Below are 24,778 nucleotides of genomic sequence, written 5' to 3' on the forward strand. Positions count from 1 at the left end.
TCAAGGGGCTTCCGGGAATCTTCCGCTCGGCCCTCGACACGATGACCCGGGGCTGGATGGCCGGCGATGTGACGTTCGTAACGCCTGACGGTCGGGCCCTGCGACTCCGTTCCGACGCCGGCGGCCCCTCGGCGATCATCCGAATCCGCAACTTCCGGTTCATCCGACGGGCGCTGATGGCGGGCGATATCGGGTTCGCTGAAGCCTACGCCGCCGGGGAGTGGGAGACCCCGGACCTCACGGCGGTGCTCTCGGTGTTCAGCCTGAACTTCCAGAACCTGACCCACGTAACGGAAGGCAATCCGCTCGTGGGCGTCCTCAACTTCCTGGGCCATGTGCTGAACGCCAATTCCCGCAGAGGATCGCGCCGCAACATCCACGCCCACTACGATCTCGGGAACGCCTTCTACTCCCGCTGGCTCGATCCTTCGATGACCTACTCCTCCGCGCGCTACCAGAACGGGGCGGATAGCCTGGAGGCCGCGCAGAAGGAGAAGTACGGGGCCCTGGCCCGCACGATGTCGCTTTCGGCGGACCATCACGTGCTGGAAATCGGCTGCGGATGGGGCGGGTTTGCGGAGTTCGCGGCAGGGGAGATTGGCGCCCAGGTCACCGGCATCACCATCTCCAGGGAGCAGCACGACTTCGCCCGTCGGCGGATGTTCGAGGCGGGGCTGTCGGAGCGGGCGGACATCCAGCTGATCGATTACCGGGACGTCACGGGCGTGTTCGACCGGGTGGCCTCGATCGAGATGTTTGAAGCCGTCGGCGAGAAGTACTGGCCTACTTACTTCCAGACCGTCCACGACCGGCTGAAGCCTGATGGGCGCGCCGGCCTGCAGATCATCACGATCCAGGACGAACTTTTTGAGGGCTACCGCCGCCGGGCGGACTTCATCCAGCGCTACATCTTTCCGGGCGGCATGCTGATTTCGGAATCTCGGCTCAGGCAGGAGACCGGGCGGGCAGGACTGGCCTGGAGCGAGCCGGACCGGTTCGGGCTGGATTACGCCGCGACCCTCGCGATCTGGAAGCAGCGATTCGGCGCCGCCTGGGACGAAATCCGCCGCCTGGGCTTCGACGAACGGTTCCGGAGCATCTGGGAATTCTACCTCAGCTACTGCGAAGCCGGGTTCCGCACCGGCCGCACCGATGTCATCCAGATTGGCCTCTCCAGAGCCTGACCTGGCATGGCGACATCTCCCGGGACGCCCTAGATAGCCTCCATGACCATTGCGCGGAATGTCCTCGAAGCCATTGGGCGGACCCCCCTTATCCGCCTGAACCGGGCCAGCGACGCTACGGGCTGCGAGATCCTGGGCAAGGCTGAGTTCATGAATCCGGGGCAGTCCGTAAAGGACCGCGCCGCCCTCTATATCATCCGGGACGCCGAGCGCCGGGGCCTTCTGCGTCCCGGCGGGCGCATTGTCGAGGGGACGGCGGGCAACACCGGCATCGGGCTGGCCATGGTCGGCCAGGCCTTGGGCTACCGCACCACCATCGTCATCCCGCGCACCCAGAGCCAGGAGAAGAAGGACGCTATCCGCCTTCTGGGCGCCCAACTGGTGGAGGTGGACGCCGTCCCTTACTCCAACCCCGACAACTACGTGCGTTACTCCGGTCGTCTGGCCGAGGAACTGAACCGGACGGAGCCCAACGGGGCCATCTGGGCCAACCAGTTCGACAATGTCGCCAACCGGCAGGCCCACGTCGAGACGACCGGCCCCGAGATCTGGGAACAGACTGGCGGGCGGGTCGACGGCTTCATCTGCGCCGTGGGCTCCGGCGGTACTCTGGCCGGGGTCGCCGAGGCGCTGAAGGCGCGCAACCCCTCGGTGCGGATCGGCCTGGCGGACCCGATGGGGGCAGCCCTTTACAACTGGTACGCCCACGGTGAGCTGAAGTCCGAGGGGACCTCAATTTCGGAGGGCATTGGCCAAGGCCGCATCACGGCGAACCTTGAAGGACTGGTCGTGGACATGCCCTACCAGGTCCCTGATGACGAAATGCTCGATGTGATCTTCGACCTGGCCACCCACGAGGGCCTGATCATGGGCGGATCGACCGGGATCAACGTGGCGGGCGCCATTCGAATGGCGCGGGACCTCGGGCCCGGTCATACCATTGTGACCATCCTCTGCGACCAGGGCGCCCGGTACCAGAGCAAGATCTACAATCCCGCCTTTCTTGCCGAGCGGGGGCTTCCCGTGCCGGGGTGGCTGGCGTGAGCCCCTCGCCACTGATCACCGTCGCCGAACTGGCGTCTCGCCTGGAGGACCCGGATCTCCGGATTATTGACGCCAGCTGGTTCCTGCCGGCTGAAGGGCGCTCAGGTCGCGAGGAGTTCAACCGCGAGCGGATCCGCCGGGCAGTCTTCTTCGACATCGACGCGATTTCCGACACCTCGGTGGACCTTCCGCATATGCTGCCGTCGCCCGCCGCCTTTGCAGACTCGGCAAAGACGCTCGGGCTGACCCCGGACGTCGACATTGTGGTCTACGACAGCTTCGGGATCCGCTCCGCCGCCAGGGTCTGGTGGACCTTGAGAGTCATGGGCATGGAGCGGGTCAGGGTGCTCGACGGGGGTCTGAGGGCCTGGAAGGCCGCCGGTCTTCCGCTGGAGACCGGAGCCCCGACACCGCCTCGCCAAGGCATTGCCGCGGTGAACTTCGATCCCGCGCGACTGCGGGACCGGAAGGATGTCGCCACGGCCCTCGCGAAGGGCTCCGCTCAGGTCGTCGACGCCCGCAGCGCGCTCCGCTTCCGGGGGGAGGCGCCGGAACCCCGGCCCGGCCTCAGGTCCGGCCACATGCCCGGGGCCAGGAACCTGCCCTTCGACCAGCTCCTGACCCGTGAGGGCCAGCTGAAATCAGTCGCTGCGTTATCGGAAGCCTTCCGTGAGGCGGGAGTGGACCTGGCGCGCCCCATCATCGCCACCTGTGGATCAGGGGTCACCGCCTCGGTGCTCGCCCTCGCCCTGGAGGTTCTCGGGGCGCCCGCGGCCGTCTATGACGGCTCCTGGGCCGAATGGGGCCGCGATGGCGGCGGAGACATCGCGACAGGCGGCGCATGAGGCCGCCGACCCGCCTCGTGCATCCGCCAGCCGCATCGGCAAGCGGGGCGCAGACCGTCAATCCGGCTATCCAGAAAGGCTCCACCGTCCTGCTTCCGGATACGGCGGCTCTGTATGACGATGACGCCTTCGTCACCTACGGTCGGGCCGGTCTTGCAGCCCATGAGGCCCTCAAGGCCGCTCTCTGCGACCTGGAGCAGGCGACCTCGGTTGAGCTCTACCCCAGCGGCGTCGCCGCTACGGCCGGGGCACTTCTCGCCGTGCTTCAGGCCGGAGACGAGTTGCTGATGGTCGACACGGCCTACAAGCCCACTCGCCGGTTCTGCGACCGAACCCTGGCGCGGCTCGGCGTCCAGACACAATACTATGACCCGACGCTCCCGACAGACGCTATCGCCGGCCTCATGGGGTCGAGGACCCGGGTTCTCTTCCTGGAAAGTCCAGGCTCTCTGAGCTTTGAGATGCAGGATGTGCCCGGCCTCGCCGCAGCCGCCCGATCCCGGGGCGTCCTCAGTCTCATCGACAACACCTGGGGCGCAGGACATCTCTTCAAGCCTCTGAATCATGGCGTGGATGTCTCTATCCAGTCTCTGACCAAGTATGTGGGCGGACATTCCGACGCCTTCATGGGCTCGGCGGCAGCCCGGGAGACCGGAATCGCCAGCCGCCTGCAGGCCGGCGTGGTGGACATCGGCTGGTCTGTCGCCGCCGAGGACGCCTACGCCATGCTGAGGGGATTGCGCACCCTGGATGTCCGTCTCCGGCGGCATGAAGAGAGCGGCCGGGCCATCGCTGAATGGCTGCTGGGCCGGGAGGAGGTCGCCGCCGTCCTCCACCCCGCCCTGCCCGGCGCGCCGGGATACGAAATCTGGAAGCGGGACTACTCGGGCGCCTGCGGACTTTTCGCCCTTATCCTGAAGCCCGCCCCGGAGGCGGCGACTGCGGCCTTCCTGGACGCCCTGGAAGTCTTCGGCCTGGGCTTCTCCTGGGGCGGGTTCGAGAGTCTGGCCATCAACTGCGATCCCCAGCTCAAGGTGCGCAAATTCCGCAGGGAGTATGGCGGAGGCTTGGTCCGGCTGCACATCGGCCTCGAGGATCCAGCAGACCTCATCGCCGACCTGGAACGGGGCCTCGCCGCCTTCCAGGCGGCGGCGGGTGGCTAGCGCGCCGCCAGCCGGCTCATGAAGAGGGCCGCCCGCCGGGTCTGCCGCTGCATGGCGGGAATGTCCATGGTCTCGCCAGGAGCGTGGGCCCCCTCCCCGCCCGCGCCCAGTCCCACGAGCCCATCGACCAGGTGCGAGACGAAAGCGATGTCTCCGGCGCCTCGGCGCAGGGGGTCAAGCTCGCGCATCACCGGATAGCCCAGGTCGCGGTTCACGAGGTTCAGCTCTCCCAGAAGGCGGCGCGCGCCCTCGGTCGGGGGCATGGCAGGATAGCCTTCTGTGAACTCCAGGGTTGCCTTGGCGCCGGGAAGGCTGTCCCCGACAATGGCCTCCATCCGGGCCTTGAGCCTCTCCGTCTGGTCATTGGAAAGGGTCCTAAGGTCACCGATGGCCAGCGCCTCTCCCGGGATGACATTCCCCTTACCGGAGGCCTTTCCGCCCGTCCCGTCCCGGTTGAAGGCGGCGTCGGCGCCCCCGAGCACGAGACCGACGCTGTAGGTCGCGTTCGGCTCCCGGAGCTGCTCCCGGAAGGCGTCGAGGATGCGGGCGAGTTCATATATCGCGCCATATCCGGCGCTCTCGGAAAAGATCCCGGAAGAGTGGCCCGGCTTGGCCTTGATCCGCAATGTCCATGTGTTGGAGGAGCGGCGGGCGATGGAACCCATATCGGCGCCGTTCTCCCGGGCGAGTCCCTCGAAGTCGAGGGCGACATCGGACTCCCGGGCTGCGGCGATCAGGTCGCGCCTGGCGATCTCGACCGGCTTGCCGACCCGCTCTTCGTCCCCGGTGAGGACAACTGTAATGTCGGCGCTCTTGAGGGTTCCGGCGGCCTTCATGGCGCGAAGCGCTCCGATCATGATGACGATGCCTCCCTTCATGTCGTTGACCCCCGGTCCGATGACGGTGTCGCCGTTGCGGACATAGCCCTTAAAGGGACTGTCCGGCTCGAAGACGGTGTCCAGATGCCCGATGAGCAGCATGCGCCGTCCCCCTCCGCCGCCCCGGTGGACGGCGATCAGATGACCGGCCCGACCCGTCTCGGCCATGGGGCTCCAGCGGACCTCAAAGCCAAGCTCCTGGAATTCCCTGGCCACCCTCCGGCCCACGGCCTCGACACCCGGCAGATTCATCGTGCCCGAGTTGATCGCGACCAGCTCCTCCAGGAGGGCCAGCTGGGCCTCCTGTCCGGCGTCGATCCGCGACACCATCTTCCGCTCTGCAGCGGACAGGCCGGCCGCCGAGGCCGGGAACGCGAGTACGAGAACACAGGCCAGCCCGCAGGCGAGACGCGAGAGCATGGACTTCTCCTTTGCCGGATGATCGGAGATTGACCCGCAGGCTCCCTCCGGCGCAAGCCCGGGCTTGATTGGCGCGGCGTCATCCCCCCATTGTGCCGCCGTCATTTCGCGGGAGGACGACATGGGACCCTACAAGCTTCTGATCGACGGCCAGCTGGTGGATGGCGACGCCGTCATGCCGGTGATCAACCCGGCCACCGAGGACGTCCTGGTCGAATGTCCGCGCGCCTCGAAGGCCCAGCTGGACCAGGCCGTAGCCGCCGCCAAGCGGGCCTTCCCGGCCTGGGCCGCCACGCCTATCGAAGAGCGCCGCAAGGCTCTTCTCGCCATGGCTGACGCCATCCAGGGCGACCTTGAGACCCTGGCGCGCACCCTCGTCCAGGAGCAGGGCAAGCCCTTGCAGGACGCCATGGGCGAAGTCTTCGGCGCGGCGGCCTTCTTCCGCTACTTCGCCAGCCTCGACCTGCCCGAAAAGGTCATCGAGGACTCGGACGCCCGCAAGGTGATCTCCCGCCGTCGCCCCCTCGGCGTGGTCGGCGCCATCGTTCCCTGGAACTTCCCCATCATCCTGATGGCCTTCAAGGTTCCCGCCGCCCTGCTGGCGGGCAACACCGTCATTCTGAAGCCCGCGGCGACCACCCCGCTGACCACCCTGCGGATCGGCGAGCTGGTGAAGGACCTCCTGCCGCCGGGCGTGCTCAACATCATCTCCGACGCCAACGACCTGGGCGGGGCGATCACCTCCCACCCGGACATTCGCAAGGTGTCGTTCACCGGGTCTACCGAGACCGGCAAGAAGGTCATGGCCGGAGCCGCCGAGGCGCTGAAGCGCGTGACGCTGGAGCTGGGCGGCAATGACGCCGCCATCGTGCTCGACGGCGTGGATCCCAAGGAGGCGGCTCCCAAGATCTTCGGCGCCGCCTTCCAGAACTCCGGCCAGGTCTGCATCGCCGTAAAGCGCGCCTATGTCCACGAGAGCATTTATGACGCCATGTGCGACGAACTGGCGCGGCTGGCCGATGCGGCCGTCGTCGGAGACGGCCTGCAGCAGGGCGTGACCCTCGGCCCGCTTCAGAACAAGAGCCAGTTCGAGAAGGTGCTGGGCCTGATCGAGGATGCGAGAACCCAGGGCAAGGTGATCGCCGGCGGGGGTCGGGCCGAAGGCAAGGGTTACTTCATCCGCCCCACGATTGTCCGTGACATCGAGGATGGGGCCCGCCTGGTCGACGAGGAACAGTTCGGTCCGGTCCTGCCCGTCATCAAGATCAAGGACGGTGAAGACGCCGTACGCCGGGCCAACGCCTCGGAGTACGGCCTCGGCGGCTCCATCTGGTCCAAGGATCTCGACCGCGCCCTCGACCTCGCCGGCCGAATGGACACCGGCACGGTATGGATCAACAAGCACGCGGAACTAGCCCCCAATATCCCGTTCGGCGGAGCCAAGTTCTCGGGCGTCGGAAACGAGCTGGGGGAAGAGGGTCTCGCCGAGTTCACCCAACAGCACGTCATCAACATGGCGAAGGCCTGAACCCAACGAACCGGCGGTCCGGCTGAGCAAGACGCGAAGTTCGACCCCTCGCTGCCGATGAACGCCTTCATGCTGCACGCGGTCGATCCCGCCGGCCAGGCCCTCTGGCGCGGCGCGGGGACCGAGCTGACGCCGGCCGGCGAGCAGGATCTCTGCCCGACAGACGAGGAGAGCCGGGAGGACCTCGTCAACGCCGCCTCCACTGTGGCCGGGACCGGAAGCGGAGTGGAACCGCTAGGCGCGGGATAGGACCGCTCGCACCCTCGACGCCCGAAAGGCGGGAGGCTCCACGAGACCTGCATCGCCTGCCACGAGAAGTACGTGATCGGACCCCCGGCCAACGCCAAGCCCTTCCCCGAATTTCCGGGGGACGTCCCGGCGCCCAAGTAGGCGCCATCGTGGCGCGCCCGGCAGGACTCGAACCTGCAACCGTCCGCTTAGAAGGCGGATGCTCTATCCGGTTGAGCTACGGGCGCTCTGGAAACGGTCACCGGCTCAGTGAGTCCAGGGCTGCTTCCGGTCAGCGGAAAAGTTGTCAGCGTAGGCTTTCAGGATACGCTTCGGCGATTTGGGCTCGGTCACCTGAAAGGCCAGACCGTGCTTCTGGGCGTAAGCCACGGCGTCATCGCGGCTCTCGAAGGTTAAGCGGACCTGGGCGCTTGTGTCATCGGTCAAGGTCCAGCCCATAAGCGGATCCGGCGTCCGGGCCGAGGCCGGGGCAAACTCCAGCATCCACTCCCGCGCGCGCGCGTTGCCGGACTGCATGGCGGTCTTCGACGGACGGAAAATACGCGCGATCATGACTGTCCCCGTTCTTCCCGCCGGCTCTGGTCGGGGCGGCGTGATTCGAACACGCGACCCTCTGCTCCCAAAGCAGATGCGCTACCAGGCTGCGCTACGCCCCGAAAGAGCGCCGGCATGTGCTCGCGATAGCCGTCTTCGCGGAAATTCGCAATCAGTCCGCAGCCTTGCGCATCAGCTTGAAGACCCCGCTGGCCCGGACGACGTCCGTCCCGGCGATATGGGCCCGGCCCTCCACGAAGGCCACGTCGCGGGTCAGCCGGGTCACTCGGCTCTCGCCGAAGATCCACTCGCCGACCCGGGCCATGTGGAGGAAATCGACGCCAAGGTGGATCGTCACGCTTGACCGTCGAGAAGCCCGCCAGACGGCGGCGGCCAGGAGGCCGTCCATGAACGAGGTCAGCATTCCCCCGTGCACGAGGCCCAGACCGTTGGCGTGGCGCGGCAGGGCGAAGAAGGCGTGCTCCGTCAACTCTCCCTGTGGCTCCCGGTGGAAGTAGGGTCCATTGTGCGTCGAATACGGTCCGCGGGTCGCGGACTGGACGAAACCCGGCGGAGGCAGGATGTCCTCCTCGCGAGGCGTCGGCTCAGCGGCGAAACGTCGGGTCACGGTCGGCTCCGGAAGATGGGAAAGTCAATGCGGTCGCCGGGCTGAAGGCCGATCTGGGCCGCCCGGCCGCCGGCCAGTTCCAGCACGCCCAGGATCGGGCCGCCCGCAGGCCTTGGCGTCTCGTCGAGAGGTCGGGCGTTGCGGATGATGGAGCGCACCACGCCGTCCCGGCGGATGTAGATGATATCGAGGGGGATCAGGGTATTGCGCATCCAGAAGGCGGCGTCTGGTCGCTCCCGGACAAAATCGAACAACATCCCGCGGTCTGGCGCCAGGCTGCGGCGGCACATCAAGCCGAGTTCACGCTCCCGGTCGGTGTCGGCGACCTCGACGAGGAAGCGGAACTCCCCTTTGGCCGTCCGCACAGTCAACGATCGTAAGGGTTTCAACTCGGGATTTCCGGTGCACGCCGGCGCGGCGGCGGCGGAACCGGCCGGAAGGGCCAGAGGGGCGGCCAGCAGGACGAGCCCCGTCAGCAGAAGGCGCAAGAGTCGGGAATGCATCCCCTGCCCATAAACCCGGCCCGACTGGGGCGCCAGTCAGATCAGCTGGACCTCGGCCACCACCAGCCCCTTGGGGCCGTTCCCGAAGCGGACCATCAGATCCTCGCCCGGCTGCAGATCCTCGACACCCGCGCGACGCAGGGTTTCGATGTGGACGAAGATGTCGCCAGGCTCCTGCTCGCGCACGACGAAGCCATATCCCTTGGTACGGTTGAACCATTTCACCTTGGCGCGCTCGAAGGGACCCTCAGCCACGGGCGGACGCGCGCCACCCCCGCCGCCGCCGGATCGCGGCTGGAAACCACCCCGCCCTCCCCGGTCATGGCCGTCGCGGTCTCGGGAATAGCCATAGCCTCCGCCATCGCGCTCTCGCCGCAAGCCCCCATCCCGGTCGAAGCGCCGCTCCTGCGAGGGTTGGGCCGTGCTGTCGTCGAAGTCGTGGATCTCCGACACCTGCCAGCCCTTGGGCCGGCGCACGACCGAACAGGAAAGAGACGCACCCTCAGGCGCAACCTCGCGCCCGACGCCGCGAAGGGAGGTCACGTGGATCAGGACATCCTTGCGATCCGTAAGTTCGGGCTGGTCGGGGACAATGAAGCCATAGCCCTTGCCCTCATCGAACCACTTCACCCGCCCGCTGATCCGGACCGTCACCTCCCGATCATCCTCAAAACCGAAACCGGACATGGCCCCCTCTCGTCCGACTAGCCCAGGTTCCTTTACGAAACCCCGCAACAGAAAGTCTTTTCTTGTCTGTTACCCGGCGTCAATGGCCGATTTTCATGCGCTCCTTTCTGCGGCGTCCAGTTGGATCCCCGGAATGGCCCTTCCGGGCGCCGCCGTCAGGTCTGGTCAGGTCGGGCTTCCGGGGAGACGAGACGACCCGCCGGGGCGCGCAGGCGAGATTTTCTTGGGTCCCAAACGTTCACTGCGACCTGCCCGGGGGACAGGTCGCAGCTTGGGAACGCAAACATGAGAGGGGCGGCGGGGGCTACCCGCCCGACCCGCAGGATCAGAACTTGGCCTGGAGGCCGAGCTCGAAGACGCGGCCCAGCGGGTTCTGCGTCATGTAATCGTAGTTGTACTGGCTCTTGTAGAAGGGCGGCTGGTTATCCAGCACGTTCTTGACCGAAAGCGTGGCCGTCCACCTTTCCTGATAGGTCAGGCGGTAGGTGAGGTCGTGAACCCACCGGTCCTTCCGCTGGGCGCGGGTCCCGGCCACAACGACGTTCACATCATCCGTGCCCGACCAGTACCGGGTGGTCCAGCGGAGATTGTTGCCGCCGATCTCCCAGTTGGCGAAGAGGTTCCCGCGCAGCTTCGGATAGGAATAGAAGGCCGAAAGAAGCTCGGACTTGCCCGCCCGGTTGAGGGCCGTCTCATAAACGAGGTTAGTCCCCAGCAGGTAGGAGGCCCCGCGCTTGTAGTCGGTGAGAATGCTCGCGTCGCCGCCGAGGGTCAGGGCCCCGTTGGCGAAGTCATCCCACCGGTAGGAGCCGTTCAGATCGATGCCGCTGATGTCGGTGTCCGGGCCATTGATGACGTTGTTGCGGACCGACAGGAAGTTGTTTGGATGGCAGGTCGGAACCGTCGCGGCGCCGTACACGGTGGAGTTGACCGTCTCGGTCCCGAAGCGGAACCGGTCAAACAGGGCGGTGTTGCCGCACTGCCAGGTCGCCGGGCTGGCGCCAGGGAACATGGTGCCATAGATCCGCGCCGCCGTTTCCGTCGTGATCTCGTTCTTGAAGTTGAACCTGAAGAAGTCGATCTGACCCTTGAACGGGCCGGAGTCGAAAAGGAAGCCGACGTTGTAGGTGTTCGCCGTCTCCGGATCCAGGTTCGGGTTTCCGTAGGTCTGTACCGGACGGTAGAGCGGCGCGCCGGTGGTCGGGTTCGTGAACTGGGCCTGGATGAAGCCGAAGCCGGGGTCCAGGGCCGCCACGGGAGGCGCGCGGAAGGTGGTGCCGGCGGAACCGCGGACTGCGAACCAGGGTGTGATCTGCCAGCGGACCGACAGACGGGGGTTGGTGGTGTCGCCGACATTCCCGCCATACCGCTCATTGCGGATGGCGAGGCTTGCGACGACGTTCTCCAAAACCGGCGCCTGGATTTCGCCGAAGAACGCAGCCACCGTGCGGTCGACATCGCTCTCCTGGCCCGAGCCGATGAAGGTGAACGGACCCCCTCCAGGCACGGCGCAGGTGGGCGTGCCGTCCCCGTAGGGTTGGCTGTCGACGCAGGGGGTCGCATCGCCGTCAAAGTTGGTCGACAGGGCGATGGTCCGTTGGGTGTAGCGCCATTGGGCGCCCACAGCCCAGCTAATGGGCTCGTCGGTCCAGAGCCTGAACCCGCCGAAGTCCCCGGCGAGTTGGGCCTGAGCCGTGGCAAGCTGCTGGGTCGTGGTGCTGGTCGCATCGTCCTGCAGCCAGTCCCAGAGCGCCTTGTCGACGGCCGGCCCCTGCTTCAGGCCGGTGGCCTGGGCATAGTTGGCTCCGTTGATGCTGGAGCGCTGGATCGAGTTGGCGAAGGGGTTGAGATATTGGCAGGCCCCGACGCCCGGCGTCCCCGTGGCAGGGTTGCAGCTCGCTCCGCCCAGGCCGCGCAGGGCGAGCTGGATGCGGTTCACGTACCGGTCCGGGGTCTTGTTGACCTGTTCCGTGCGCATGTAGTTGAGGTTCGCCCGCCACTCCCAGCCGTTCGAGAGCTCGCCGATGAAGCCGCCCACCACGCGGAACGAGGTGATCTGGTTGCTCTGACGGTCGGCGTCAAAGCCGTACAAGGGGTTGCCGCCCAGGGCCGCAGGCCGCCACTGGGTCTGGTTCATGGTCACGCCGTTGGTCAGGGCCGCAGCGCAGATGGCCGCAGTGATCTGGGGCTGGGTGGCCGTCGGACAGGGGTTGAACAGGGCCTGCAGGCCGGGGTTGCTGGCGGGCACATAATAGCGTGACTGAATGGCCCCCGGCGCCGCCGGCATCAGCGAGGTGCCGCCGCCGGGAGACCCGCCGCTGGCCTCGATAGGCGTCGGGAACTGCACGGTGCTCTGGGACGCGGAGACGCGATCATCCGGAATGGACGTCCGGGTCCAGAGCACCTCGCCATGGAACCGCAGGTTATCGCTCACATCGAAGTTCGCTTCCCCGTAGAGGTGATAGTGGTCCTCGTTGGCGACGCGGTTGTCGTGATAGGTGAACGGGAAAAAGCACTGTCCGTTTGGCACGAAGGACAGGCCGCCCAGCTGGGTGCAGCCGGCGTCGGAGAAGGTCGGCGACAGGGTCGCGCCCAGCGGAACGCCCGGTCGGGCGGGATCCTGCACGAAGCCGCCGTTCGGCCCGATCACCGGAGTCCCGAGGATGGCGTTGTAGCCGCCCGGATTGCTTGCACCCGAGACCCCGCTGATGTTGAGGCTGTCAGGGAAGACCCGGTTCGGCAGGGTCCAGGGAAGGTCCGAGCCGGTCAGCTCGCTGCGGCGCCGGTACGAAGCCGCCAGCAGGATGTTGCCGCGATCCAGCCTGGCGCCCCAGGCCGCGGCGGTTTCGTAGTCGCCCCGCGAGCCGTCGATCAGGGCGTACTTGCCGCTGACTTCGAAGCCATCGAGGTCCCTTCGGGTGATGAAGTTCACCACGCCGGCCACGGCGTCTGACCCGTAGGTGGCGGCGGCGCCGTCCCGCAGCACCTCGACCTGTCCGACTGCGATGGTCGGCACGACGTTGACGTTGACGAACTCCTGGCCCCCGGCGGCGGTGATGGTCGCAAGACGCTCGCCGTTCATCAGCGAAAGGGTGCGGGTCAGGCCAAGGCCGCGCAGGTTGATGGTGGCGACACCGGCTGCAGCGCCTCCGAGGAAGCGGTTGGATTCACCGATGTTTCCGCCGGAGACCGATGGGATCGTCCGCACAAGGTCAACGAGAGACGGACTGCCCTGGTCCTTGAGCGCCTCGTTGGAGATCACGTCCACGGGCAGGGCGGCGTCTTCCGGGGTCGTCTTGAGCAGCGATCCGGTAATCACCAGTTCCTCGACCTGGTTGCCGGACGGACTTGCCGAACCTTGTGCTGCGGCTGTTGTGGCCAGGCCGAGGCCAATCGTGATCGCCAGCGCCGAGCCGGCATAGAGATACGCGCACCTTGACATGGCCTCATTCCCTCCCTGTTTGCGGTTTCACCGCCTGATTACGCGGAGGATGTCCATAGTTTGCAACGCGAGGCAAGGTTCCAAGGCGTTCGTGGACGCCTGAGGCCACGGGCATCAAGTGGCCCCTCCCGCCCGTCTGAATAGCGCCCGGGGCAGCCGCGAAGGGTCATGGACCCTAAGTGGGGCCCAGATCAGGAAACGCAGAAATGCGAGGAGATTCAGCCTTGCGTGGCAGTCCCTAGGGGAGTCGAACCCCTCTCTCCAGGTTGAAAACCTGGCGTCCTAACCGATAGACGAAGGGACCGCAGACGCGAGACGGGGTCTATATCCAGCTTCACGGGGGTGTGCAAGACGCCTTCCGCCAGCCTCGCCGATCAGTCGGATTCGACCCGCCGGGGATCCGCCGCGTCCTCGATCTCGAGTTCTACGGAGGCCCTTCCCTGCCAGTCGTCGGGTCGGAGGCGGCCGGCGACGTGGAGGACGCCGCCGGCGAGCAGGGCCTGTCCCAGGGGTGTTTCCTCGGCGCGCCAGGCCACAGCCTTCAGTCGCCCGCCGGCGGAGTCAGAGAGAGTCACGCGGACATGTCCCCCCCGCATCGGGATCGGACGCTCTATGCGGACGTCCGCTGCGGCGAAGACGGGCTCAGGGTTCCCGGGGCCAAAGGGCGCGAGCCGGGAGAAGGAGTCCAGCAGGGCCCGGTCGGCGCCCTTTGGGGTGATGAGGGCGTCGAGCTCCAGGGCGTCAGCCTCGGCCGCACGGGCCTGGTCCTCCCCCAGGGCGGAGACCAGGAAGTCCCTGAGCTCCGGGATGCGGTCCGGACGCAAGGACAGCCCTGCGGCTATGGCGTGGCCGCCGCCTGAAAGCAGGATCCCCGCGTCAAAGGCGGCCTGGACCGCGGCGCCCAGGTTCACGCCGGGCTGGGAGCGTCCTGACCCCTTGCCGACCCCGGAGGCCAGGTCGACGCCGATCACCACGACAGGGCGTCGGTATCGTTCCCGAAGCCGCCCGGCGACGATGCCGATCACACCCGGGGGCCAGCCCGGCGCCGACACCACCAGGACCGGTGCGGACACATGGCTGCGATCCGCCTCCAGGATCGCCACGGCTTCGTCCAGAACGGCCTGCTCCACAGCTTTGCGCTGGCCGTTCAGCTCATCCAGCTGGGCCGCGAGGGCCGCCGCCTCCTGCGGGTCGTCGGTCGCCAGCAGGCGCGCGCCCAGGTCCGACCGCCCGATCCGGCCGCCAGCGTTGATGCGTGGCCCAAGGATGAAACCCGCGTGGAAGGTGGTTGCAGGTCCACTGACCTTGCCGATGTCGGCGAGGGCCTTCAGGCCCGGATTGGCCCACCGTGACATGACCTTCAGCCCCTGGGCCGTAAGCGCGCGGTTGAACCCGGTCAGAGCGGTGACGTCGCACACAGCGCCCAGGGCCGCGAGATCGAGCCACTGGCGAAGGTCAGGCTCCGGGCGGTCTGCAAAGAGACCCCGGCGTCGCGCCTCGCGGTTGAGCGCGGCGAGAAGGACAAAGGCCACTCCGGCTGCGGCGAGCATCCCCTGCCCTGAATTGTCATCGGGTCGGTTAGGATTGACCAGGGCCGCAGCGGGCGGAACCTCTCCCGGACGCATCAGGTGGTGATCGATCACAACGACGTCGAGGCCGATCTCCCTGGCGGTCTCGAGGGCATCCACCGCCGCGGCGCCGCAGTCGAGGGTGACGACGAGCTCAGCCCCGTTCTCCTTCAGCGCCCTGAACACAGCGGGACTGGGCCCATAGCCCTCGGTGACCCGGTCAGGGATGTAGATCGGAACCTCGCTGCCCATGGCGCGCATCCAGCGCACCACCTGAGCGGCGCTGGCGGCGCCATCGACGTCGTAGTCGGCGAAGACCACCATAGGTCGGCCCCTCGCGAGCGCATCGACCAGAACTTCCGCCGCTCGGTCCATATCCCGGAAGGAGGAAGGGTCGGGGAACTGAGCCTTGAGGGTGGGGTTGAGATAGACCTCGCCCTCCTCCGGCCCCACTCCCCTTGAGGCCAGGGCGCGGGCGAGGGGCTCGCTGAGGCCCAGCATATTCTGGTGCCGGCGGACAAGGTCCGCCGCAGCGGGCCGGGCCGCCCAGGCGCGCCCGGTCAGGGAACGGCCCACTCCGAGAAAGGGACCCTCCCCGAGAGTCACAGCGATCAGGCCGGGCGCCGCATCCGCACTTCGCGGACCGTTCCCGTGGACGAGTTCATTACAAGGCTATGGGTGACGATATGGCCACCTTCATGGCGTATGCCATCGAGCAGAGCGCCCTTGGTCACGCCCGTGGCGGCGAAGATGGCGTCGGCCCGGACCATTTCGTGCAGGTCGTATTTCTTGTCGAAGTCGGTGATGCCGACCCGACGGGCCCGCTCCTTTTCGTCGACGTTCCGGAAGACCAGGCGCCCCTGGAACTGACCACCTACGCACTTGAGAGCCGCACAGGCGAGGACGCCCTCCGGCGCCCCGCCCTGGCCGAGATAGAGGTCAATGCCGGTGGCCGGATCAGAAGTGTGAATGACGCCGGCGACGTCGCCGTCGGTGATCAGGTTGACCCGGGCCCCCACGGACCGGATAGAGGCGATGACCTCGGCGTGTCGGGGCCGGTCCAGAACGCAGACTGTGATCGCCTCCGGCGCGACGCCTTTCGCCGCCGCCAGCGCCCGCACATTATCCGCAGGGGAGCGGTCAAGGTCGATGACCCCGGGGGGGTAGCCAGGACCGCAAGCGATCTTGTCCATGTAGGTGTCGGGCGCGTTCAAGAGCGTACCTTTGGGGGCCCAGGCCATCACCGCGAGGGCGTTGGCCATCGCCTTTGCCGTCAGAGTGGTGCCCTCAAGGGGGTCCAGGGCGATATCGATCGCCGCGCCTCCGCGGCCGACCTTCTCGCCGATGTAGAGCATGGGCGCCTCGTCCCGCTCGCCCTCTCCAATCACGATTTCGCCGTCGATGGCCAGACCGTTGAGCGCCGTACGCATGGCGTCGACAGCGGCCTGGTCCGCCGCCTTCTCATCCCCACGGCCGACCAGGGTAGACGCGGCAATCGCGGCGATTTCGGTAACGCGGACAGCATCAAGGACAAGGCCGCTGTCCAGATTCTCGGTGCTCATGAAGGGTCTCCGGACGGCGCTAGGGCCAGGGTTATCGGCGATTCTCAGATGCCTGCGATGTGCAGAAGCCGCGGCGGCTCCAGGACCGCCGGAAGCCGTGCGATCCGGGCCACCGCCGCATCGAGGACGGACTCGGCCACTGTGTGCGTCGTCATGACGATGGGAACGCCAGCGGCTTCGCCCGGAGGCTTCTGGAGGAAGCTCTCGATCGATACGCCTGCTTCCGCAAGTTCCTCGGACACGGCGGCGAGAACACCGGGCTCATCGCGGACCATGACCCGGATGTATCCTCGGCCCGTGGCGGCAACGCCCTCGGAGGGTGCGCAGGGGCTTAGGGTCTCAGCAGGCGCCTGGAAGACGGGCCGGCGCGCGCCAGTCATGACGTCGGCGATGTCGGCCGCCACCGCAGCCGCCGTGGGCCCGGCGCCGGCGCCCGGCCCCTGAAGGAAGATCCGGCCGATGCGGCTTCCCTCGATGAACAGGGCGTTCAGCGCGCCATCGGCCTGGGCGATCGGATGGGTCTTGCGGACAAGGAAGGGCCGGACCCGGACCCGCGCGCCTGTGCCCGCCCTTTCAGCCGAGGCGATGAGCTTGACCCGATAGCCAAGGTCGCCCGCCAGGCGGATGTCGAGCAGATCCACGCCGGTGATACCGTGAACTTCCGCCGCAGCGAAATTCGGTGATCCACCGAAGGCCAGGGCCGCCAGGATTGTGATCTTGTGCGCCGCGTCGAAGCCGCCGACATCCATGGTTGGATCCGCCTCGGCATAGCCCAGTCGCTGGGCCTCGGCCAGGACGTCGGCGAAAGCTGAGCCCGAAGTCTCCATCTCCGTCAGGATATAGTTGCAGGTGCCATTGAGGATCCCGGAGAGGCTGCGGATCTCCTCGCCGACAAGAGCCTCGCGTACGGTCTTCACCGCCGGTACGCCCCCCATCACGGCGGCTTCGAACAGCAGGGGGATCCCCCGGCTCTCTGCGAGGGAAGCCAGCTCTGCGCCGTGTTCCGCGATCAGGGCCTTGTTCGCCGTCACCACGGCCTTGCCCGCCTCGAGGGCCGCCTCAACCGCCGCCTTCGCAGGGCCGTCCGAACCGCCGACCAGCTCCACGAAGATGTCGATGTCCGGCGACTGCGCCAGGGCCACCGGGTCGTCGAACCAGGCCAGCTGCGAGATGTCGACGGGACGCGGCCGCGACCGAGACCGGGCCGAGACGCCGGTCACCACGACCTTCCCGCCGGCAGGGGCGAAGTTCGGCCGTTCAGCGAGAAAGCCGAGGAGGCCTCCACCAACCGTTCCCAGACCCGCGACGCCGACGCGCCAGGTCATGTGGTTGCCGGCTATGCTCATAGGCCTGTTCCCGTATTGTGGGCCCTGCCAAGGATCTCCTCGGCGTTGGCCAAGAAGCGGCGGACGTTCCGGGCGGCCTGCCGGATTCGGTTCTCGTTCTCGACCAGCCCGATGCGGACGTAGCCCTCGCCATACTCGCCGAAGGCCACGCCAGGGGCGACCGCAACACCCGCCTCTTCGATCAGCAGCTTTGAGAACAGCATCGAGCCGGCCTCCCGGAAGGCTTCAGGCAGGGGCGCCCAGGCGAACATCGATGCGGGCGGCGCGGGAATGTCCCAGCCCGCACGCTTCATGGACTCCACCAGGGTGTCCCGGCGTCCCTTATAGATCCCCCGGATCTCTTCGACGCAGTCCTGCGGCCCGTTGAGGGCGGCGGCGGCGGCGACCTGAATGGGCGTGTAGGCTCCATAGTCGAGATAGGACTTCACCCTGGCCAGGGCCGCGCAGATGCGCGCATTACCCACCACCATGCCCACCCTCCAGCCAGCCATGGCGTAGGTCTTGGACAGGGAGTTCACCTCCACGGCGATGTCCTTGGCGCCCGGGACCTGGAGCACGGAGGGCGGCGGATTATCGTCGAAATAGATCTCGGAATACGCAATGTCCGAGAGGACCAGCATGTCATGCCGGCGCGCCAAGGCCACGGCCTCCTTGTAGAAGTCGAGGTCCACCCACTGCGCTGTCGGGTTCGAGGGATAGGAGAGGATGAGCACCGAGGGCGGCGGCGCCGAGTGCTTCACCGCCCGGCTGATGCCGGAGAGGTACTCTTCCGGAGACAGAGCCGGGACATGCCGGATCACACCGCCGGCCATGATGAAGCCATAGGCATGGATCGGATAGGCCGGGTTCGGGCAGATGATGACATCGCCAGGCGCCGTCAGCGCCTGCGCCAGGTTCGCAAAGCCTTCTTTCGAACCCAGAGTCGCGATGACTTCGGTGTCGGGGTCCAGATGCACCCCGAAGCGGCGCTCATAATAGCCGGCCATGGCCCTGCGCAGGCCGATGATGCCCTTGGAGGCGGAGTATCGCCCGGCCTTCGGGTCCCGGGCCGTTTCGATCATCTTGTCGACGATGTGCTTGGGCGTCGGCATGTCGGGGTTGCCCATGCCGAAGTCGATGATGTCCACGCCCTCCCCGCGCAGGCGGGCCTTGATGCGGTTCACCTCCTCGAAGACGTAGGGCGGGAGGCGGCGGATACGATGAAACTCGGGTGTCATGTCTGCTCTGGCCGCGCAGGTCACGGCGAATGGGGAGCCTGTTCAAACTTGGCATAGCCTTCGCTCCGAAGGCCGCCAAGCGGTTTGAGAAGATCGCCTCCGCGGGCCCTAGCGAACGGGCGGCGGAGGCGGTGTAGCTCGCTTGCGCACCTCCCGGGCGAAGGCCTCGGCCGCTCCTGTCGCAGAGATCATGGGTGCGGGGGGACCTGCATCCAGCCGCGCTTCCGAGGCGAAGGACTCCGTGTCCCGGAGCGTCCAGGTCTCTTCCGAAGTGTCTCTCACGAGGTCAGAGCCACCGGCCAGGACATCGCTTGCGATCTGCCCCCAGACCGCCAGCGGGCGCGCATCCTCGGGCAGAGCCGGAATGTCGGAAAACCGAGGGTAGGCCCGCGGGGCCTCAGCGATCGCCGAGACTTCCGCAGCCGCCGCCGCTGTCTCCGGTGCAGGGCCGCCCTGAGACGTTGCGCAGCCACTGATCAGCAGGGCCAGCGCCAGAGGCGCCGGGACGAGGCCGCAGCGGGGAATCGGGTGCTGTACGGGGTAGCGCTTCATGATCAGCCCGGTCTTATGTCATGATCCACGTCTAAGAAAGCCTGAGGACCCCATCCGGGGCGATGGAGGCCATATCATGGTCAGCAAGGATACCCCCGCTACGAAGCCGGCGAAGGCTGCGACCAAGCGCAGTCGCGCCAAGACCCGGGCGGCTGCGCCGCAACCCAAAGCCCAGGCTGCAGCGGCGGCACAGCCGTCGGCTTCCGCCACGTCTCCCGGGCCTCAGCCGGAAGACGCCTCCACCGGAGCGTTCTCGGCTGCGGGTCCGGAGACCCTGGAAATCATGGAAGCGCTGTCGAGGAACCTCGCCCGCGCCGCTATGACTGCACAGGGCGCCATCGCAGAGGCCGCGTTGAGGCAGGCTGACCGAGCCCCTGGCCTCGACGCCGATCCCTTCCATGTCGGTCCGGCGATGGCGAAGGTCATGGCCAGCCTGGCGGGCCGCCCCGACGCGCTGATGCAAGCCCAGGGCGACCTCTGGAGACGCTACGCCGAACTTTGGCACTTCGCCGCCCGTCGGGCGATGGGCGAGACCGGATCCCCGGTGGCGACGCCTACCAAGGGCGACAAGCGCTTCAACGCGCCGGACTGGACGGAGAATCCGGTCTTCGACGTCATCAAGCAATCCTACCTGATCACCTCGGACTGGATGAATGGCCTCGTGGCGCGGGCTGAGGACATAGACCCCATGACCCGCCGCAGGGTCGAGTTCTTCACCCGGATGCTGACCGACGCCCTGTCGCCATCGAACTTTCTCGCCTCCAATCCCGAGGCCCTCAAGGAGGCCCTTTCCACCCGGGGCGAAAGCCTGGTCCGCGGTATGGAGAATTTCGCGGGCGACCTGGCTCGGGGCGGTGGGCAGCTGGCGATCAGCCAGACGGACTATGATCAGTTCGAGATCGGGGTGAACGTCGCCACGGCACCCGGAAAGGTGGTTTTCCAGAACGAGATCATCCAGCTCATCCAGTTCTCGCCCAGCACCGAGCAGGTGCATGAGATCCCCTTGGTGATCTTCCCGCCCTGGATCAACAAGTTCTACATTCTGGACCTGCGACCCGAGAACTCGATGATCCGCTGGCTGACTAGCCAGGGCTTCACGGTTTTCGTCGCTTCCTGGGTGAATCCGGACGGTCGGCTCGCTGACAAGACCTTCGAGGACTACATGCGCCTCGGGATCTACGAGGGCACGGCGGCGGCCATGAAACAGGCCGGGGTCGATCGTGTGAACACCGTGGGCTACTGCATCGGCGGCACGCTTTTGTCCGCGACCCTGGCCCACATGGCGGCGAAGGGAGACAAGCGGATCGCCTCGGCGACCTTCTTCGCCGCCCAGCAGGACTTCTCCGAGGCGGGCGACCTCCTGCTCTTCACCAGCGAGGAGTGGCTGTCGGACCTTGAGAAGCAGATGGAGAGCGGCGGTGGTGTCCTGGCCGGCCAGACCATGGCCGACACCTTCAACATGCTGCGCTCCAACGACCTGATCTGGTCCTTCTTCGTCAGCAACTACCTGCTGGGAAAGGAACCCAAGCCCTTCGACCTGCTGTTCTGGAACTCCGACCAGACGCGGATGCCCCGGACCCTGCACCTGTACTACCTGCGCCGCTTCTACGGCGATAACGCCCTCGCCAGGGGCGAGCTTGAGCTGGACGGAGTGAAGCTCAACCTCGGCGCAGTGAAGACCCCGATCTATGTCCAGTCCTCGAAGGAAGATCACATCGCCCCGGCCCGATCGGTCTATCGCGGCGCACGTCTCTTTGGCGGGCCCACGACCTTCACCCTCGCCGGGTCCGGACACATCGCCGGGGTGATCAACGCGCCGGTCGCGAAGAAATACCAACACTGGACCAACCCCGCCTTGCCGGAGACGCTTGAGGCCTGGCAGGCCGACGCCGAGGAGAGCCCCGGATCCTGGTGGCCCCACTGGGCGGACTGGCTCCGGACGCGCTCCGGCCCCATGGTCCCGGCGCGGGATCCCGCCGCCGGTCCCCTGCCCCCGCTCGAGGACGCGCCGGGAAGCTATGTCAAGGTGAAGTCCTGAACCGGAGAAGGGCCAGCCTCAGGCTGGCCGCCAGGGCGCCGGCCGGGATTGTGAGGCTGACCATCCACGGCGCCAACGGAGAGGGTCCCTTCTCAAGGCCAAAGCCCATGAGCCTGAGGCTCAGGGGCATGAACCCCGTGACTCCGGAGGTCCAGTCCATCCATGCCGTCCCGACGCCCCCAAGGCAAAGAAGCGCCCACAAGAGCCGTCCCTCAAGCGCGGGCGCCTGAAAGACGCGCACGGCGGTCCAGAGCATGAAGAGGGGCGTCGCCGCCGCCAGGGCAAGGAACAGCCACTGTCCGGGCGTCCGTCCGGGCGCCCAGAAGGCCTGCGCCGCGGAGTCCTCGTCGGTGACCTCCGTGTAAGACATGGACAGAGCCTTGTAGACACGGACCACCTCGTATCCGCCGGCTCCGGGCGCGGGGGCTTCCGGTTTCTCGCTCAGGATCGGCGACTCCCTGCGGGGGGAGCGCGCCGTGGCCGGGACAACTGTACGCCAGCCCACAGGGACAACCGCCAGGTCGATCACCGCCCTGCGGTCCGCAAAGGTGTAGAGATACTGCAACTCCGCGCGCTCACCGGGCGTCTCGGCTTCAGACCGGACCTGCCTTGAGGACAGCAGGCGGATGGACCAGGGCGGATCTGCTGGAAAGGCGGCGCGCACGCCCTCGATCCGCTGAGCGTAATCAGGCGACGCCATCAGGGCGGGCGCGAGGCCGCGGTCAATTGCGGGCCAGTCGCCGCGCTGCACGGCGTCGATGAAGAGCCTTCCCATCCGGTCGGCGTCCAGCTCCGCCCTCGGGGCCGCACACCCTGCGAGGAGCAGGGCGAGAAGCAAGACGACCAGACGGATCATGCCGGCTGGAACCTGAGGGCGAACCCGTTGCTGCAGTATCGCAGACCAGTCGGCCGGGGACCGTCGTTGAATCTATGCCCGTGGTGTCCCAGGCAGCGGGCGCAATGATACTCGGTGCGGGCAACCCCGATCAGCCAGTCGGTCTTGAACCCCAGGGCGCCGGGAATGGCCGTGTAGAAGCTGGGCCAGCCGGTCCGGCTGTCGTACTTCCAGGCCGAGCGGAACAGCGGCAGGTCACAGCCCAGGCAGTGGTAGGTCCCACTCCGTTTCTCGTGCAGCAGCGGGCTTGATCCCGGCCTCTCGGTGTCCTCCTGCCGAAGGATGGCGAAGGCGACAGGTGGCAGACGCCGGCGCCATTCCGCCTCGGTGAGGCGACGAAAGGGCGATCCGACGTAAGGATCCGACGCGGCCAGGGCCGGAGGCGCCCCAAGGATGGCCGCTGCCCCCAGAAGGAGGCTCCGGCGATTGGAGTGGGCGTCAGAGACCGGCATCTTCTTCAAGCCCGAGCATGAGGTTCAGGTTCTGGACACATGCTCCGGAGGCCCCCTTGCCCAGGTTGTCCAGGATCGCCATCAGCCGCGCCTGACCACCGTCCGGCGATCCGAAGACGAAGAGCCTGAGCTGATTGGTGCCGTTCAAGGACTCCGGATCGACATCCGCCACATAGCCCGCCGCACCTGCCCGGGTTCTCTGGAGCTCCGCACAGGTGTCCGCCGAAGCCACCTGGACGAACCGCTCGCCGGCATAGGCTTCCTCAAGGATCGACCGGATTACGGCGGGCGAGGGCGTTCCTGGCAGAGCGTGAAGGGCGAGCGGAACCTCCACCAGCATGCCCTGGGCGTACCGGCCCACCGAAGGCGCAAAAACCGGAGGGTGGTCGAGCCGCCCGTGAATCTGCATCTCCGGGAGGTGCTTGTGGGCGAGCGACAGGCCATAGGCCCGGAAGACGTCCCCTGTCCCGGAGGGCGCCGGCCCGTCAAACTCCGCAATCAGCCCCTTCCCGCCCCCGGAATAGCCCGAGACCGCATTGACGGTGACCGGAAAGGCGGCCGGCAGGAGCCCGGCGTCGACCAGCGGGCGGATCAGGCTGATAAAGCCCGTGGGATAGCAGCCGGGATTGCTGACACGATGCGCCTGCTGGATGGCGGCCCGCTGGCCAGGCGCCATCTCCGCGAAGCCATAGGTCCAGCCGGGCGCCGTCCGGAAGGCTGTCGAGGCGTCGATCACCTTCACCTCAGGCGCTGCAATCATGGACACCGCCTCCCGGGACGCATCATCCGGCAGGCACAGCACGACCAGGTCGGCGGCGTTCAGAAGCTCGCGACGGGCGTCGGGATCCTTCCGCCGCTCCGGGTCGATCGACAGCAGGGACAAGTCCCTGCGGCGCTCCAGCCGCTCGCGGATCTGAAGGCCCGTGGTTCCGGCCTCGCCATCGATGAAGACCCTGGGAAGAGGCTGCGACTCCATGATGCCCTGTCCTGGATTGGCGGTACGAAAAAGGGCGCTCCGGCATGACCGAAGCGCCCCAGGTTTCGGAATGAACCGATCTCTAGCGCTTCGAGAACTGGAAGCTGCGGCGGGCCTTGGCCTTGCCGTACTTCTTGCGTTCGACCACGCGGCTGTCACGCGTCAGGAATCCGTGCGGCTTGAGAACCGAACGGAGCTCGGGCTCAAAGTAGGTCAGGGCCTTGGAGATGCCGTGCCGGATGGCGCCCGCCTGTCCGGACAGGCCGGAACCCGCCACAGAGACCACCACGTCGAACTGACCGGCGCGGTTGGACACCTCAAGCGGCTGGGCGATCATCATGCGCAGCACCGGACGGGCGAAATAGACCTGCTGGTCGCGACCGTTGATCGTGATCTGGCCCTTGCCGGGCTTGATCCATACGCGGGCGACGGCGTTCTTACGCTTACCGGTCGCGTAGGCGCGGCCCTGGGCGTCGAGCTTGCGCTCATGAACGACCGGCTGGACGGCGGCCTGGGTGGAGAGGCTTTGCAGGGCGTCGAAGCCCGTGGGAGCGGGAGCGTCGGTCATGGGCTTACTGGGTCCGGACGTTCTTGGCGTTCATGTCGCCGAAGACCACGGTCTCCGGGTTCTGGGCGACGTGGGGATGATCCGCACCCGCATAGATGCGCAGGTGCGTCATTTGCTTGCGGGCCAGCGGGCTTTCCTTCGGCAGCATGCGTTCAACGGCCTTCTCGAGCACCCGCTCGGGGAAGCGGCCGCCGAGGATCTTGTCCGCGGTGCGTTCCTTGATCCCGCCCGGGTGGCCGGTATGCCAGTAGTAGGTCTTCTGCTGGAGCTTGCGCCCCGTCAGCTTCACCTTGTCGGCGTTGACCACAACGACGAAGTCGCCGCAGTCGACGTGCGGGGTGTAGTCGGGGCGATGCTTGCCGCGGAGACGGTTGGCGATGAAGGACGCGAGGCGGCCGACCACGGCGTTCTCGGCGTCGATCACGATCCACTTCTTCTCGACGTCGGCGGGCTTCAGCGAAGCCGTCGTCTTCAGCATGGGAACGGGTCCATTCGGTTA

Annotated in this window: 23 protein-coding genes and 3 tRNA genes; 7 read left to right on the forward strand and 19 right to left on the reverse strand. The window is 67.0% G+C overall.

Annotation, left to right across the window (positions count from 1 at the left end):
• The first annotated feature begins 17 nt into the window (after positions 1-17).
• From IM632_RS08915 to metC, 4 genes are read left to right on the forward strand one after another with little or no spacing between them, the layout of a single operon-like run.
• Positions 18-1,184 carry a cyclopropane-fatty-acyl-phospholipid synthase family protein gene (locus IM632_RS08915; protein ID WP_296483296.1) on the forward strand — a complete coding sequence of 389 codons (1,167 nt, stop codon included), beginning with the start codon at positions 18-20 and terminating at the stop codon, positions 1,182-1,184.
• A gap of 42 nt (positions 1,185-1,226) precedes the next feature.
• Positions 1,227-2,228 (forward strand): cysteine synthase A, encoded by a 1,002-nt coding sequence (locus IM632_RS08920; RefSeq protein ID WP_296483280.1) that lies wholly within the window; start codon positions 1,227-1,229, stop codon positions 2,226-2,228.
• Positions 2,225-3,073: a 3-mercaptopyruvate sulfurtransferase gene (sseA, locus tag IM632_RS08925; protein WP_296483277.1), complete on the forward strand. Its 849-nt coding sequence runs from the start codon at positions 2,225-2,227 to the stop codon at positions 3,071-3,073. Before IM632_RS08920 ends, sseA begins: the two co-directional genes overlap by 4 nt.
• Positions 3,070-4,236, forward strand: a complete 1,167-nt coding sequence (gene metC, locus IM632_RS08930; protein ID WP_296497545.1) for a cystathionine beta-lyase — start codon at positions 3,070-3,072, stop codon at positions 4,234-4,236. The genes sseA and metC overlap by 4 nt, the downstream gene beginning before the upstream one ends.
• Here the strand turns inward: metC and IM632_RS08935 are convergent.
• Positions 4,233-5,534 carry a M20/M25/M40 family metallo-hydrolase gene (locus IM632_RS08935; RefSeq protein ID WP_296552247.1) on the reverse strand — a complete coding sequence of 434 codons (1,302 nt, stop codon included), beginning with the start codon at positions 5,532-5,534 and terminating at the stop codon, positions 4,233-4,235. The genes metC and IM632_RS08935 overlap by 4 nt on opposite strands.
• A gap of 121 nt (positions 5,535-5,655) precedes the next feature.
• On the opposite strand from IM632_RS08935, the gene IM632_RS08940 reads away from it, so the two are divergent.
• Positions 5,656-7,062, forward strand: a complete 1,407-nt coding sequence (locus IM632_RS08940) for an aldehyde dehydrogenase family protein (protein WP_296483266.1) — start codon at positions 5,656-5,658, stop codon at positions 7,060-7,062.
• 69 nt (positions 7,063-7,131) lie between these two features.
• Positions 7,132-7,311, forward strand: coding sequence for a hypothetical protein (locus tag IM632_RS08945; protein ID WP_296483263.1), 180 nt, complete (start codon positions 7,132-7,134; stop codon positions 7,309-7,311).
• 150 nt (positions 7,312-7,461) lie between these two features.
• Here the strand turns inward: IM632_RS08945 and IM632_RS08950 are convergent.
• The 13 genes from IM632_RS08950 to IM632_RS09010 form a co-directional block, all read right to left on the reverse strand.
• Positions 7,462-7,538: transfer RNA gene (locus tag IM632_RS08950), tRNA-Arg, on the reverse strand.
• Between the two features lie 19 nt (positions 7,539-7,557).
• Positions 7,558-7,863, reverse strand: coding sequence for an ETC complex I subunit (locus IM632_RS08955; protein ID WP_296483260.1), 306 nt, complete (start codon positions 7,861-7,863; stop codon positions 7,558-7,560).
• A 27-nt stretch (positions 7,864-7,890) separates the two neighbouring features.
• Positions 7,891-7,967: transfer RNA gene (locus tag IM632_RS08960), tRNA-Pro, on the reverse strand.
• A 50-nt stretch (positions 7,968-8,017) separates the two neighbouring features.
• Positions 8,018-8,473: a PaaI family thioesterase gene (locus IM632_RS08965; protein WP_293518799.1), complete on the reverse strand. Its 456-nt coding sequence runs from the start codon at positions 8,471-8,473 to the stop codon at positions 8,018-8,020.
• The gene (locus IM632_RS08970) at positions 8,470-8,961 is read right to left on the reverse strand and encodes a DUF192 domain-containing protein (protein WP_293519528.1); all 492 of its coding nucleotides are present in this window, start codon (positions 8,959-8,961) and stop codon (positions 8,470-8,472) included. The genes IM632_RS08965 and IM632_RS08970 overlap by 4 nt, the downstream gene beginning before the upstream one ends.
• A gap of 51 nt (positions 8,962-9,012) precedes the next feature.
• On the reverse strand, positions 9,013-9,663 hold the full coding sequence (locus IM632_RS08975) for a cold-shock protein (RefSeq protein ID WP_296483256.1): 651 nt from the start codon (positions 9,661-9,663) through the stop codon (positions 9,013-9,015).
• 325 nt (positions 9,664-9,988) lie between these two features.
• Entirely contained in the window at positions 9,989-13,105 is a 3,117-nt protein-coding gene (locus tag IM632_RS08980; RefSeq protein WP_296483255.1) for a TonB-dependent receptor, read from the reverse strand.
• Between the two features lie 229 nt (positions 13,106-13,334).
• Positions 13,335-13,409, reverse strand: a tRNA-Glu gene (locus tag IM632_RS08985).
• Between the two features lie 70 nt (positions 13,410-13,479).
• A complete protein-coding gene (gene recJ / locus IM632_RS08990; RefSeq protein WP_296483252.1) occupies positions 13,480-15,249 on the reverse strand; it encodes a single-stranded-DNA-specific exonuclease RecJ in 1,770 nt (589 codons plus the stop codon).
• A 35-nt stretch (positions 15,250-15,284) separates the two neighbouring features.
• A complete protein-coding gene (glpX, locus tag IM632_RS08995) occupies positions 15,285-16,235 on the reverse strand; it encodes a class II fructose-bisphosphatase (RefSeq protein ID WP_296483250.1) in 951 nt (316 codons plus the stop codon).
• A gap of 44 nt (positions 16,236-16,279) precedes the next feature.
• On the reverse strand, positions 16,280-17,581 hold the full coding sequence (locus IM632_RS09000; RefSeq protein ID WP_296497544.1) for a homoserine dehydrogenase: 1,302 nt from the start codon (positions 17,579-17,581) through the stop codon (positions 16,280-16,282).
• On the reverse strand, positions 17,578-18,798 hold the full coding sequence (locus IM632_RS09005) for an LL-diaminopimelate aminotransferase (protein ID WP_296479768.1): 1,221 nt from the start codon (positions 18,796-18,798) through the stop codon (positions 17,578-17,580). The genes IM632_RS09000 and IM632_RS09005 overlap by 4 nt, the downstream gene beginning before the upstream one ends.
• A 108-nt stretch (positions 18,799-18,906) precedes the next feature.
• Positions 18,907-19,350, reverse strand: coding sequence for a hypothetical protein (locus tag IM632_RS09010; protein WP_296479767.1), 444 nt, complete (start codon positions 19,348-19,350; stop codon positions 18,907-18,909).
• A gap of 76 nt (positions 19,351-19,426) precedes the next feature.
• On the opposite strand from IM632_RS09010, the gene phaC reads away from it, so the two are divergent.
• Positions 19,427-21,388 (forward strand): class I poly(R)-hydroxyalkanoic acid synthase, encoded by a 1,962-nt coding sequence (gene phaC, locus IM632_RS09015; protein ID WP_296497542.1) that lies wholly within the window; start codon positions 19,427-19,429, stop codon positions 21,386-21,388.
• Here phaC and IM632_RS09020 read toward each other — a convergent pair.
• The 5 genes from IM632_RS09020 to rplM all read right to left on the reverse strand — a co-directional run bounded on the left by IM632_RS09020 (position 21,372) and on the right by rplM (position 24,757).
• Positions 21,372-22,244, reverse strand: coding sequence for a hypothetical protein (locus tag IM632_RS09020; RefSeq protein WP_296479765.1), 873 nt, complete (start codon positions 22,242-22,244; stop codon positions 21,372-21,374). The two genes, phaC and IM632_RS09020, sit on opposite strands and share 17 nt — an antisense overlap.
• Positions 22,241-22,735, reverse strand: a complete 495-nt coding sequence (gene msrB, locus IM632_RS09025) for a peptide-methionine (R)-S-oxide reductase MsrB (RefSeq protein ID WP_296479764.1) — start codon at positions 22,733-22,735, stop codon at positions 22,241-22,243. Before msrB ends, IM632_RS09020 begins: the two co-directional genes overlap by 4 nt.
• Entirely contained in the window at positions 22,722-23,711 is a 990-nt protein-coding gene (gene argC, locus IM632_RS09030) for an N-acetyl-gamma-glutamyl-phosphate reductase (protein WP_296479763.1), read from the reverse strand. Before argC ends, msrB begins: the two co-directional genes overlap by 14 nt.
• 82 nt (positions 23,712-23,793) lie before the next feature.
• A complete protein-coding gene (gene rpsI / locus IM632_RS09035) occupies positions 23,794-24,279 on the reverse strand; it encodes a 30S ribosomal protein S9 (RefSeq protein ID WP_296479762.1) in 486 nt (161 codons plus the stop codon).
• 4 nt (positions 24,280-24,283) lie between these two features.
• Positions 24,284-24,757 (reverse strand): 50S ribosomal protein L13, encoded by a 474-nt coding sequence (gene rplM / locus IM632_RS09040; RefSeq protein ID WP_296479761.1) that lies wholly within the window; start codon positions 24,755-24,757, stop codon positions 24,284-24,286.
• Positions 24,758-24,778 lie beyond the last annotated feature (21 nt).

The sequence above is a fragment of the Phenylobacterium sp. genome, assembly GCF_020402505.1.
Taxonomy (GTDB): domain Bacteria; phylum Pseudomonadota; class Alphaproteobacteria; order Caulobacterales; family Caulobacteraceae; genus Phenylobacterium.